This window comes from Sedimentibacter sp. MB35-C1 (assembly GCF_030913635.1).
Taxonomy (GTDB): domain Bacteria; phylum Bacillota; class Clostridia; order Tissierellales; family Sedimentibacteraceae; genus Sedimentibacter.
This window is the reverse complement of sequence record NZ_CP133188.1, coordinates 2,539,540-2,551,612: the sequence shown is the minus strand read 5'-3', so window position 1 is coordinate 2,551,612 and position 12,073 is coordinate 2,539,540. Positions and strand designations below refer to the sequence as shown.

11 protein-coding genes and 2 riboswitches are annotated in these 12,073 nt (G+C 36.6%); of the genes, 9 read left to right on the top strand and 2 right to left on the bottom strand.

The genetic code is table 11. From position 1 onward, the window contains the following. The first annotated feature begins 88 nt into the window (after positions 1 to 88). Positions 89 to 195, top strand: a riboswitch (glycine riboswitch). Between the two features lie 183 nt (positions 196 to 378). From RBQ61_RS12200 to grdD, 8 genes are all read left to right on the top strand, one after another. Then, positions 379 to 738: a GrdX family protein gene (locus tag RBQ61_RS12200; protein WP_308137588.1), complete on the top strand. Its 360-nt coding sequence runs from the start codon at positions 379 to 381 to the stop codon at positions 736 to 738. Positions 739 to 765: 27 nt separating this feature from the next. Further along, complete coding sequence (locus RBQ61_RS12195; protein WP_308137587.1) at positions 766 to 2,046, top strand: glycine/sarcosine/betaine reductase component B subunit; 1,281 nt, start codon at positions 766 to 768, stop codon at positions 2,044 to 2,046. Positions 2,047 to 2,062: 16 nt separating this feature from the next. Further along, positions 2,063 to 3,367: a glycine reductase complex selenoprotein B gene (grdB, locus tag RBQ61_RS12190; RefSeq protein ID WP_308137586.1), complete on the top strand. Its 1,305-nt coding sequence runs from the start codon at positions 2,063 to 2,065 to the stop codon at positions 3,365 to 3,367. A gap of 387 nt (positions 3,368 to 3,754) precedes the next feature. Then, the gene (gene trxB, locus RBQ61_RS12185) at positions 3,755 to 4,690 is read left to right on the top strand and encodes a thioredoxin-disulfide reductase (RefSeq protein WP_308137585.1); all 936 of its coding nucleotides are present in this window, start codon (positions 3,755 to 3,757) and stop codon (positions 4,688 to 4,690) included. A 10-nt stretch (positions 4,691 to 4,700) separates the two neighbouring features. Further along, complete coding sequence (locus RBQ61_RS12180) at positions 4,701 to 5,018, top strand: co-chaperone YbbN (protein WP_308137584.1); 318 nt, start codon at positions 4,701 to 4,703, stop codon at positions 5,016 to 5,018. Between the two features lie 27 nt (positions 5,019 to 5,045). Next, positions 5,046 to 5,519, top strand: coding sequence for a glycine/sarcosine/betaine reductase complex selenoprotein A (gene grdA / locus RBQ61_RS12175; RefSeq protein ID WP_308137583.1), 474 nt, complete (start codon positions 5,046 to 5,048; stop codon positions 5,517 to 5,519). A gap of 79 nt (positions 5,520 to 5,598) precedes the next feature. Next, positions 5,599 to 7,131 carry a glycine/sarcosine/betaine reductase complex component C subunit beta gene (gene grdC, locus RBQ61_RS12170; RefSeq protein WP_308137582.1) on the top strand — a complete coding sequence of 511 codons (1,533 nt, stop codon included), beginning with the start codon at positions 5,599 to 5,601 and terminating at the stop codon, positions 7,129 to 7,131. A gap of 12 nt (positions 7,132 to 7,143) precedes the next feature. Beyond that, positions 7,144 to 8,313: a glycine/sarcosine/betaine reductase complex component C subunit alpha gene (gene grdD / locus RBQ61_RS12165; RefSeq protein WP_308137581.1), complete on the top strand. Its 1,170-nt coding sequence runs from the start codon at positions 7,144 to 7,146 to the stop codon at positions 8,311 to 8,313. Positions 8,314 to 8,445: 132 nt separating this feature from the next. On the opposite strand, the gene RBQ61_RS12160 is transcribed toward grdD, so the two are convergent. Next, complete coding sequence (locus RBQ61_RS12160; RefSeq protein WP_308137580.1) at positions 8,446 to 9,804, bottom strand: PFL family protein; 1,359 nt, start codon at positions 9,802 to 9,804, stop codon at positions 8,446 to 8,448. Positions 9,805 to 9,813: 9 nt separating this feature from the next. Continuing rightward, positions 9,814 to 10,083: an ACT domain-containing protein gene (locus RBQ61_RS12155; protein ID WP_308137579.1), complete on the bottom strand. Its 270-nt coding sequence runs from the start codon at positions 10,081 to 10,083 to the stop codon at positions 9,814 to 9,816. 142 nt (positions 10,084 to 10,225) lie between these two features. Beyond that, positions 10,226 to 10,316, bottom strand: a riboswitch (glycine riboswitch). A 275-nt stretch (positions 10,317 to 10,591) separates the two neighbouring features. On the opposite strand from RBQ61_RS12155, the gene rpoN reads away from it, so the two are divergent. After that, on the top strand, positions 10,592 to 12,007 hold the full coding sequence (gene rpoN / locus RBQ61_RS12150; RefSeq protein ID WP_308137578.1) for an RNA polymerase factor sigma-54: 1,416 nt from the start codon (positions 10,592 to 10,594) through the stop codon (positions 12,005 to 12,007). Positions 12,008 to 12,073: the final 66 nt, after the last annotated feature.

Genomic DNA, 12,073 nt, shown 5'->3' with positions numbered 1-12,073 from the left:
AGGTTTTCATATTCTAATAAAAAAATTTATAAATAGTACTTGATTTATTAAAAATTATTATATATAATTAAAACAAATAAATATTTGAATGACGTTTGCGGGAGAGACTGTTATGTTATTAACAGCGCCGAAGGAATAAATAAAATATTAGCCATATTTTATGATGATCTCAGGCAAAAGGACCGCAAACTGACAAAACTCTGAAAAGCGTAAGCACCGAAGGAGCAACTCTTATATAGAGAAGAGGAATCTCTCAGGTTTGTAACAGAGCAGAAGGCAGAATGAATTTATTATGCTTTCTGCTTTTTTATTCGGCTTTTACAACATAATAATGACATAATTTTCAAGAATAAAAATCTTCATTTTAAGGATGAAACTATGATAATTACGAATAATGATTGGGTATACAATAAGCACAAGGATACATACAGTGTAATTTATATAGTCGGAAGCTATAGAGATGTATTGGTCAAAACAAGGGACAAGATACATGAAGGGTACGAGCTTTTAACACATCCTTTGTCGAGCAGTTTAAAACCAAATGAAACGCCTTATAAATCTGTGATAATTGCAGATAATAAGTCTGAGTTGAATTACGATTCTGTTTACATTATAGAAAATTCAATAGTGACATATGACAGATTTAATAAGAACAAGCTCATCAATCTAACTGAAAAGATTGAAAATGATTTTAAATTAATTGATTTAACAGTGCTTGAAAGCGCGTTAAATATATAACCATGAATAATTATGGAGGTGAGTGTTTTGAAATTAGAATTAGGCTATGTTTTTATTAAGGATATTCAGTTCGCTGAACATTCTAAGGTTGAAAACGGAACATTGTATGTGAACAAAGATGAAGTAAAAGCATTAATTCTAGAAGAACAAAATTTTAAGTCAGCGGAAATTGAATTGGCTAGACCTGGCGAAAGTATTAGAATTATGCCCGTTAAAGATGTTATTGAACCGAGGGTAAAAGTTGAAGGTGCCGGAGGAATTTTTCCTGGAATGCTCAATAAGGTTGAGACTGTAGGCTCAGGCAAGACAAATGTTTTAAAGGGAGCTGCTGTTGTTACTACAGGAAAAATTGTTGGATTCCAGGAAGGTATCATAGATATGGATGGATCTGGCGCTGAGTATACTCCTTTTTCTAAACTAAACAATTTAGTGGCGGTATGCGAACCTATTGATGGATTAAAACAGCATGAACATGAAAAAGCTCTTAGATTTGCAGGATACAAAGTAGCAGCATATTTAGGAGAACTTGCTAGAACTTTAACACCAGATGAAGTACATACTTTTGAGACTCCTAATTTAGTTGAAGGAATAAAACTTTATCCTGAACTTCCTAGAGTAGCTTATGTATTAATGCTTCAGAGTCAAGGATTGATGCACGATACATATGTTTACGGAGTAGATGCTAAACAATCATTGACAACAATGATTTACCCTACAGAAATTTTTGACGGTGCAATTGTGAGTGGAAACTGTGTTTCTGCATGTGATAAAAACACCACATATCATCATTTAAATAATCCTGTAATTCACGATTTGTTTGAAGAACATGGGAAAACATTGAATTTTGTTGGAGTAATAATAACAAATGAAAATGTATACCTTGCTGACAAGGAAAGATCATCAAACTGGAGTGCAAAACTTGCTGAACTTTTAGGAGTTGACGGCGTTGTAATATCTCAGGAAGGCTTCGGTAATCCGGATACAGACTTGATAATGAACTGTAAAAAGATAGAAGCTAAAGGCATTAAGACTGTAATAATTACGGATGAATATGCTGGTAGAGACGGTTCATCACAATCTCTTGCCGATGCAGATGCAAGTGCTGATGCTGTGGTAACAGGAGGTAATGCAAACGAAGTAATAGAACTCCCGGCTATGGATAAAGTAATCGGCTATGCTGATGTAGCTGATATTATTGCAGGAGGTTTTGACGGAAGTTTACATAAAGATGGAAGCATTACTGCGGAGCTTCAGGTAATAACAGGAGCTACAAATGAAATGGGCTTCAACAAATTGAGTGCGAGATAGGAAGGAGGAGAAAATAATGCTAAAAGTTGTTCATTATATAAATCAATTCTTTGCAAATATAGGCGGAGAAGAAATGGCTCACATTCCTGCTGAATTAAGAGAAGGCATCGTAGGACCTGGATTAGCTTTCCAGCAAGCATTCAAAGATGAAGCAGAAATAGTTGCAACTGTTGTATGCGGAGACTCATACTTCAATGAAAACCTTGAAGAAGCAAAGAACAATATTATTGAAATGGTAAAAAAATACAAACCAGACTTGTTTATAGCAGGGCCGGCTTTCAATGCAGGAAGATATGGAGTTGCATGCGGAACTATTGCTCAGGCTGTAAAGGATGAACTGGGAATCCCTGTACTAACGGGTATGTATATAGAAAATCCAGGTGCAGATATGTTTAAAAACAGTCTGTATATTGTTTCAACAAAGAATTCTGCTGCAGGTATGAGAGATGCTGTCAAGAAAATGGCACCATTGGCACTGAAACTTGCTAAGAAAGAAAAAATAGGTGCATCTATTGAAGAAGGTTACATGCCAAACGGTATAAGAGTTAACTTTTTCGATAAAGAAAGAGGATCCAAGAGAGCAGTTAAAATGCTTCTTAATAAGCTTAGCGGCAAGGAATATGTTACAGAGTTCCCTATGCCCGACTTTGACAGAGTAGAACCGAATCCGGCTGTTAAAGATATAACAAAATGCAAAGTTGCACTTGTTACATCAGGCGGTATTGTTCCAAAAGGAAATCCTGACCATATTGAGTCATCAAGTGCTTCAAAATTCGGTAAGTATGATATTGAGGGTGTTATGGACTTAACCGAAGAAACATTTGCTACAGCACACGGTGGATATGACCCGGTTTATGCTAATCAAGATCCAGACAGAGTGTTGCCAGTTGATATATTAAGAGAATTTGAAAAAGAAGGTAAGATAGGCAGCCTTCACAGATATTTCTATACAACAGTTGGTAACGGTACGGCAGTTAAAAACGCAAAAGCATTTGCAGCTGAGTACGCTCAAGAACTAAAAGCTGACGGAGTTGATGCAGTTATATTAACATCAACCTGAGGCACCTGTACACGTTGCGGCGCAACGATGGTAAAAGAAATAGAAAGAGCGGGAATTCCTGTAGTACATATGTGTACCGTAGTTCCTATATCACTAACAGTAGGAGCTAACAGAATAGTACCTACTATAGCAATACCTCATCCTCTTGGAAATCCGGCACTTACTCTTGAAGAAGAAAGAGCTATAAGAAGAGATTTGGTTGCAAGAGCATTGAAAGCTTTGGAAACTGAGGTTACAGAACAAACCGTATTTGAAAAATAAGAGTTGATAATCGATAAATTTTTTGAGATTATTTGCCATTGCACAAGTACTGGCAGGTTTTAATCTGCCAGATACTTATGTTGTGGCGTTTCCATAAAATTTTATTCTATAATAAATATCATTAATATTGATATTAACTTAGGATATAATAAAAATGAAAGTATTTTGAAAATTTACAATAAATATTGTTTTGTATTGCATTGCTATTTCGTGTGTGGTATAAAGTTGCTATACTAGGAAAATACTGCTTTGCATGGAACGATAAAAATTATTTGCAAAAATAGATAATATTTTAACATAATCATGATTGAAATATAATCATGATTATGTTAAAATGAGGTCATAGTATAAAAAAGTTTTATAACAACGCTAGAAAAGAGGTGTGAAATGAGCAAAGTATATGACGTTTTAATAGTCGGAGCAGGACCGGCGGGATTATCAGCAGGGCTGTATGCCGGAAGAGCAAGACTGAGCACTTTGATAATCGAAAAAGAAAAAGACGGAGGGCAAATAGCGCTCACATCAGAAGTAGAAAACTATCCAGGCTGCCTGGAAGGAGAATCAGGACCTACATTGATTGACAGGATGGCAGAACAGGCAAAACATTTTGGAGCCGAAAAAGTATACGATGAAATAGTAGAAGTAAAACTCGAAGGCAAAGAAAAAGTACTAGTAGGAAAAAAAGGCGAATACGTAGGAAAAACAGTAATAATCGCCGGAGGAGCAACATCCAAACCAATAGGATGCCCCGGAGAGAAAGTATTTACAGGAAAAGGCGTTTCATACTGTGCGACTTGCGACGGAGCATTCTTCGAAGACTTTGAAGTATTCGTTGTAGGAGGCGGAGACACAGCAGTAGAAGAAGCAATGTATCTGACAAAATTCGCAAGAAAAGTATCCATAATACACAGAAGAGACGAATTAAGAGCCGCAAAATCAATACAAGAAAAAGCCAAAGCAAATCCAAAAATTAACTTTATATGGGATTCAGTAGTAAAAGAAATAAAAGGCGACGGCATAGTAGATACAATGGTTTTAGAAAATGTAAAAACCAAAGAAACAACAGAAATAAAAGCCGACGAAGAAGACGGTACATTCGGTATATTCGTATTCATAGGATACGAGCCAAAGACCAAACTGTACGAAGGAATACTTAAATTAGAAAGAGGCTATGTAGAAACCGACGAAAACATGAAAACAAACATAGAAGGCGTATACGCAGCCGGAGATATTAGAGTAAAAAGCCTGAGACAAGTAGTTACGGCAGCCGGAGACGGAGCCATAGCAGCAGTACAGGCAGAAAAATATATAGAATCATTATAGGAGGGAAAGAATGTTAGTACTCGATAAAACCACATTTGAACCAGAAGTATTAAAAGGCGAAGGATACATATTAGTAGACTTTTTCGGAGACGGATGCGCACCATGCGAAGCATTAATGCCCCACGTAGAAGCACTGTCAGAAAAATACGACGGCAAAATAAAATTCACAAAACTAAACACAACAAAAGCAAGAAGAGTAGCAATAGGACAGAAAGTACTTGGCTTACCAGTTATTGCAATCTATAAAGACGGAGAAAAAGTAGAAGAACTCATAAAAGAAGACGCTACACCCGACAATGTAGAAGCAATGATAAAAAAATATATATAACAAAAAAACCAAATAAGGAGGAAAAAAATGAGCTTATTAAAAGGTAAAAAAGTAATAATAATAGGCGACAGAGATGGAATACCAGGACCAGCCATAGAAGAATGCGTAAAAACCGCAGGCGGCGAAACAGTATTTTCATCAACAGAATGCTTCGTCTGAACAAGCGCAGGAGCAATGGATTTGGAAAATCAAAAAAGGGTTAAAGAATTTGCAGAAAAGTACGGTGCAGAGAACCTAGTAGTAGTACTTGGAGCAGCAGAAGGAGAAGCAGCAGGATTAGCTGCAGAAACCGTAACAAACGGAGACCCAACATTTGCAGGTCCATTGACAGGAGTTCAGTTAGGACTCTCAGTATTCCACGTGTGCGAACCAGAAATAAAAGAAGAAGTAGACGAAGCCGTTTACGACGAGCAAATCAGTATGATGGAAATGGTATTGGATGTTGACGATATAATAAGCGAAATGACACCAATAAGAGAAGACTATTGTAAATATCTTTAATATTTAGTACTTTATATAGACAATCGAATTTATTTGCTTCGCAGAAATGCGAAGCAAATTTTGAATAACGGAGGTTATTATGAACAGTGTAATAAAAGGAGCCAGCTATATATTGGCATTTACTCCTGATATGGTTATCCATAACGGAACAACCCAAACAACTGAAAGAACCGTAAATCCAAACTCAGAATACCTAAAACAAATAAAAGACCACCTGAGAACCTTTGAAGAAGTAGTGAACTATCTTCCAAACCAGACATATATAGGAAACATAACACCAGAAGAACTTGCAGGATACGCACAGCCATGGAACGACAAAAAGCTCGAAAAAGCAGAAAGATGGGGAAAATTCGGAGAAATAATGCCGCAGGACGAATTTATAGTTCTGATGCAGATGTGTGACGTATTCGACCTTGTAAAAATAGAAAACAACTTCTTAGCCGAAACAAAAGCAAAGCTTGAAAAACATCCATTATTTGATGAAGCATTGCTAAGCAGAATCAAGCAGGGAGAAGAAGCAGAAACAATAAAAAAATACGTTGATGAAGAACATTCAGAACCATTATACAACGACGGCAAACTAGTAGGCTGCGTAAAAAGAGCACACGACATAGACGTTAACCTAAGCGCCCATGTAATGATGGAAAACTTAGTATCAAAAGCATCAAACGTACTTGCATTATTAAACCTCACATACAAAAACGACATAAACAAAGAAGAAATAGACTATGTAATAGACTGCTGCGAAGAAGCATGCGGAGATATGAACCAAAGAGGCGGAGGAAACTTTGCAAAAGCCTGCGCAGAAGTAGCAGGATTTGTAAATGCAACAGGATCAGACACAAGAGGATTCTGTGCAGGACCGACCCATGCGCTGATAGAAGCAGCAGCATTAGTAAAAGCAGGAGTATTCAACAACGTTGTAGTATCCGCCGGTGGATGCACAGCAAAACTTGGAATGAACGGAAAAGACCACATAAAAAAAGGACTTCCGATTTTAGAAGACGTATTAGGCGGCTTTGCCATACTCATAAGCAAAAATGACGGAGTAAGCCCCGAAATAAACCTAGACCTGGTAGGAAAACACACAGTAGGAACAGGATCATCACCACAGGCAGTTATATCATCATTAGTTTCATCCTTAGAAAAAGCAGGCATGAAAATAACAGATGTAGATAAATACTCAGTAGAAATGCAAAACCCAGACATAACAAAACCAGCAGGAGCAGGAGATGTGCCATTGGCAAACTACAAGATGATAGGAGCCCTGGCAGTAAAAATGGGTCACATGGAGAGAAAAGAATTAGCAGAGTTCACAGCTAAACATGGTATGGTTGGCTGGGCACCTACACAAGGACATATACCTTCAGGAGTTCCTTACATAGGATTCTGCAGACAAGATATCATGGACGGAAAAATAAAAAATACTATGATAGTAGGAAAAGGAAGTCTCTTCCTAGGAAGAATGACAAACCTGTTTGACGGCGTATCCTTTATTATTGAAGCAAATAAAGGAGAACAAGAACCGCAGTCAACAATTTCAGAGGAAAAAGTAAAAGGACTTATTGCAGAAGCTCTGAAGAACTTCGCTTCAAATCTATTGGCAGAATAGGAGGGCATTTATATGTCTGAAAAACAAGTAAAACAAATAATAGGCAAAGTGTTCGATCAGCTGGCAGACACACTGATTAGCGGAGAATACGGACAGAAGCCGAAGGTAGCCGTTACTGCCATGGGAAGCGAACACGGTGAAGATAATATTTATTCAGCAGCAGTAAAAGCAGCAAAAAGCGGAATAGATACTACCGTAATCGGATCAAAAGAAGCAGAAGGTGTAAAAACAGCATTTGTAAATACAGAAGACGAAGCACATACAACCATGGAATCACTACTTAATTCCAAAGAAGTAGATGCAGCGGTAACGATGCATTATCCATTCCCCATAGGAGTTTCAACAGTAGGAAGAGTAGTAACTCCCGGAAAAGGAAAAGAGATGTTCATAGCAACAACAACAGGAACATCCTCAACCGATAAAGTGGAAGGTATGGTTAAAAATGCTATTTACGGCATAATAACAGCCAAAGCATGCGGGATAAAAAATCCTACAGTAGGTATATTAAATGTTGACGGAGCAAGACAAACAGAAATAGCACTTAAGAAACTTAAAGACCAAGGTTACGACATAAACTTCGCAGCATCACAAAGAGCAGACGGCGGTGCTGTTATGAGAGGAAATGACCTTCTAACAGGTTCTGCAGACGTCATGGTAATGGATTCGCTGACAGGAAATTTAATGATAAAAATCTTTTCTTCCTATACAACAGGCGGAAGCTACGAATCATTAGGATATGGCTACGGCCCCGGAATAGGAGAAAACTTTGATAAACTGATTCTTATTATTTCAAGAGCTTCAGGTTCGCCGCTGGTTGAAGGAGCAATCAAATTTGCTGCTGAGCTGGTTAAGGGAGGATGCCTTGAAATAGCTAAAAAGGAATTTGAAAAGGCTCACAAGGCCGGCCTGACAGAAATATTAAGCGGGCTTAAATCTTCTAAAAAGCCTGCCGAAGAAGAAATAAAGGCTCCGGAAAAACAAGTGGTAACTTCTCAGATTTCAGGTGTTGAAATAATGGACTTGGAAGATGCCGTTAAGCTTTTATGGAAAAACGGAATTTACGCTGAAAGCGGAATGGGATGTACCGGACCTATAATTTTAGTAAATGATGCAAATATTGATAAGGCAATTGAAATTCTTGCCGAAAATGAGTATATTGCTAAAGAAAAATCTGATTGTTGATACCTGTGGAAGGTTGTTGAAAAAGTTCGTCCTGCGCAAGGCATCGTAATGCAGACGGACTTTTTTAACATTATGGGCAGTGCTTCTTGCACCTGCCCATATTATTTGAAGAAAAGCACTGCATAGATAATTCTAATTTTTAAAGCTGTGTATCGGAGCAGGTATTTTACCTCCTCTTTCTATGAATTTATCGCTTGAAAATTTACTTACAGGCATTATTGGTGCTCTGCCCAGCAGACCTCCAAATTCTGCCGTATCGCCTAGGCTTTTTCCGTATACCGGAATTAATCTTACGGCTGTTGTTTTCTGATTAATAACACCTATGGCACATTCATCAGCCATTATTGCAGAAATTGTGCTTGCTTTTGTATCTCCCGGTATAGCAATCATATCTAATCCCACTGAACAAACACAAGTCATTGCTTCAAGTTTTTCAATGACCAAAGAACCTCTGTTAACTGCATTTATCATTCCTTCGTCCTCACTTACAGGTATAAAAGCGCCGCTCAAGCCTCCCACGTTTGAAGAAGCCATAATTCCTCCCTTTTTAACGGCATCATTTAGCAGTGCCAGGGCTGCAGTTGTACCGTGAGCTCCGCAGCTTTCAAGCCCTATTTCTTCCAGAATTCTTGCAACACTATCACCTATATCTGCAGTAGGAGCAAGAGATAAATCCATTATGCCAAATGGTATGTCCAATATTTGTGAAATTTCCTTTGCAACAACTTCTCCGGCTCTTGTAAGCTTAAAAGCTGTTTTCTTTATTGTCTCGCATACTGATGTGAAGTCCTGACCCCTTATTTGTTCAAGTGCGTTTTTAACGACTCCGGGGCCGCTTACGCCTACATTTATTGAAGCTTCAGGTTGTCCGGGCCCATGAAATGCTCCTGCCATAAAGGGATTGTCCTCAACAGCATTTGCGAATATAACCAATTTTGCACAACCAATGCTGTTGTTATCTCTTGTAAGATAAGCGGTATCTTTAACAATTTTGCCCATTAACTTTATTGCATCCATATTTATACCTGCTTTAGTTGAAGCTACGTTAATTGAAGAACAAACTTTTTCTGTTGAAGCCAAAGCTTCAGGAATTGAATTTATTAAGATTAAATCTCCCTTAGTAAACCCTTTTTGAACTAGAGCAGAGTATCCTCCTATGAAGTCAACTCCGGCTGTATCTGCAGCTTTGTCTAGAGTCTGTGCAAATTTTACATAGTCGGTGTCATTGCATGAACCTGCAATTAATGAAACGGGAGTTACGGAAATTCTTTTGTTTATAATGGGGATACCAAATTCTTTTTCGGTTTTTTCAGCTGTTTCAACAAAATGTTCAGATAATCGCGTTATTTTATCATATATTTTATTCCTGGATTTTTGACCATCTGTATCTGCACAGTCTAAAAGTGAAATTCCCATTGTAATAGTTCTAATGTCAAATTTTAATTTATCAACCATATTAATGGTTTCAAGTATATTTTTATAATTAATCATTTTGTCTCCTTATATTTCATACATTTTGTCAAAAATATCTTCTCGTTGTATTCTAATATTCATACATAATTCATCACCTTTTTTGTTAAGGTGCTGCTGCAGGTCAGCGAATCCTATGTTCATTTTATCTAAATCAACCAACATTATCATTGTAAAGTACTCTCTCATTACTGTCTGGTTAATGTCAAGAATATTTATGCTGCAATTTGATAAAAGAGTTGAAATGCCGGCAATTATGCCAGTTTTGTCTTTCCCTATTATTGTTATTATACCTTTCATTATGTCCTCCAAATATTTAGTTGTGGATGAAAGTCAGGGCATAACCGCTTCACACAAAATATTGGCTTCCTTTCTGCCGAAAATACAAAAAAGAGACTTGGAAGTCTCTTTCTTTTAACAACAAAAATAAAAATACCTAGTATTTTATATCTCTGTTCTTTTACCTGAGAGTTTCATTACATTACGTAACTTTCCCCTTCGGTGCTCAAGTGAGTCTCTCCAGAGTTATGTCCATTGACGGTTAATTTATAATCTTCCGCCAACTTCATCCAACATGTTTTATTAGACGTCAGTATACACTCATTATTTATAAAAATCAAGTAATATTTTAAATTTAATATAAATTAGTTTAGCATAATTAATAAATTTTTGGTATAATGATATACTGGAAGCAATAATAGGAATTCAAATTATAATGATGTACAATAATTATAATTGCTTAATGATATAATAAATATTGAAATTTTAATAAAACTTGGTATAATAGATATCAACAAGGAGTGATATTATGAAAATGGGTTTTGAACTAAACTTATCACAAACTCAAAAGCTTATAATGACGCCTGAATTGAGACAAGCTATTCAAATTCTGCAATTCAACAATGTTGAGTTAATGGAGTTTATATACAAGCAATTGGAGGTAAATCCTTTTCTTGAATCAGCTGACAGCAAAAATCAGGAATCTGGTTCAACAGAAAATACGGGTGATGAATCTAATTATGATAAAAACGATAGCAAAGATGAAATCGATTGGAAGGAAGTCACAGAGAGGTATGACGATTTAAGTTATAAGGCATATGAGAGAAATACCGATTCAGATGAAAGGCAATCATTTGAAAGCTACACTTCAAAAAAAATGTCTTTAAAAGATCATCTTATGGTGCAGCTTGGGGTTTCTGTAAAGACAAGCAAGGAAAAGAGAATAGGTGAATTTATAATAGAGTCTCTTGACAATAAAGGGTACTTGGGATGCTCCCTTCAGGATATAAGCTTGCTGCTGAATGAAGACGTCATAGAAATAGAAAGAATTTTAAGGTTGATACAAACTTTTGATCCGGTTGGAGTAGCGGCAAGAAACTTGAGCGAATGCCTTATGATACAGCTCAGAGAAAAAGGAATACAGGATAAGAATGCATATATTATAGCTGAAAATTATCTGGAGGAAATTGCATTAAACAAGGTGCAAAAGATTGCGAAGGATTTAAAAATAAGTGTTACGAGAGTTCAAGGCCTGTGTGACATAATCAAAATGCTTGAACCAAAGCCGTCCAGAGGATTCATTGTAGATTCGGATAATATAAGGTATATAGTTCCTGATGTTACTATAGAAAAAATAAATGATGAATATGTAATAATCGTAAATGACAATAATCTTCCTACGATCACTATAAGCAGCTACTATAAAAGCATGATTAACAATTTGGCCGACAAGGAAGCAAATAAATTTGTAAATGATAAGCTTAATTCATCAATGTGGCTTATTAAGAGCATTGAACAAAGAAGAATGACATTGTACAAGGTTACTGAATCAATACTAAAATTTCAGAGAAGATTTTTTGAAGAAGGCAAGACGGCATTGAAGCCTTTGGTGTTGAAAGACGTGGCTGACGATATTGGTGTGCATGAATCTACAGTAAGCAGAGCAACAAACGGAAAATATGTTCAGACGCCAAGAGGACTGTTTGAATTAAAATATTTCTTTGCAAGCAGTATTAGTGAAACCGGAGGCGATGGAATTTCATCAACAAGTGTTAAGACTCAAATACAAAATTTGATTAACGGAGAAAATTCTCAAAAACCCATGAGTGACCAAAAGATTGCAGAAATGTTAAGTGCCGAAGGTATAAAAATTTCAAGAAGAACTGTAGCGAAATACAGAGATGAGATGAGAATACCTTCATCTTCAATGAGAAGAAGGTTTTGATAAAGCATAAATCAGAACGTACAATTACGTACGCTCTTTTTTATTTTTTGCTGTACATAAATTATT

Coding starts and splice junctions, on each gene's coding strand:
- RBQ61_RS12200 (WP_308137588.1), top strand. CDS start 379: ATGATAATTACGAATAATGATTGGGTATACAATAAGCACAAGGATACA.
- trxB (WP_308137585.1), top strand. CDS start 3,755: ATGAGCAAAGTATATGACGTTTTAATAGTCGGAGCAGGACCGGCGGGA.
- RBQ61_RS12180 (WP_308137584.1), top strand. CDS start 4,701: ATGTTAGTACTCGATAAAACCACATTTGAACCAGAAGTATTAAAAGGC.
- grdC (WP_308137582.1), top strand. CDS start 5,599: ATGAACAGTGTAATAAAAGGAGCCAGCTATATATTGGCATTTACTCCT.
- grdD (WP_308137581.1), top strand. CDS start 7,144: ATGTCTGAAAAACAAGTAAAACAAATAATAGGCAAAGTGTTCGATCAG.
- RBQ61_RS12160 (WP_308137580.1), bottom strand. CDS start 9,804: ATGATTAATTATAAAAATATACTTGAAACCATTAATATGGTTGATAAA.
- RBQ61_RS12155 (WP_308137579.1), bottom strand. CDS start 10,083: ATGAAAGGTATAATAACAATAATAGGGAAAGACAAAACTGGCATAATT.
- rpoN (WP_308137578.1), top strand. CDS start 10,592: ATGAAAATGGGTTTTGAACTAAACTTATCACAAACTCAAAAGCTTATA.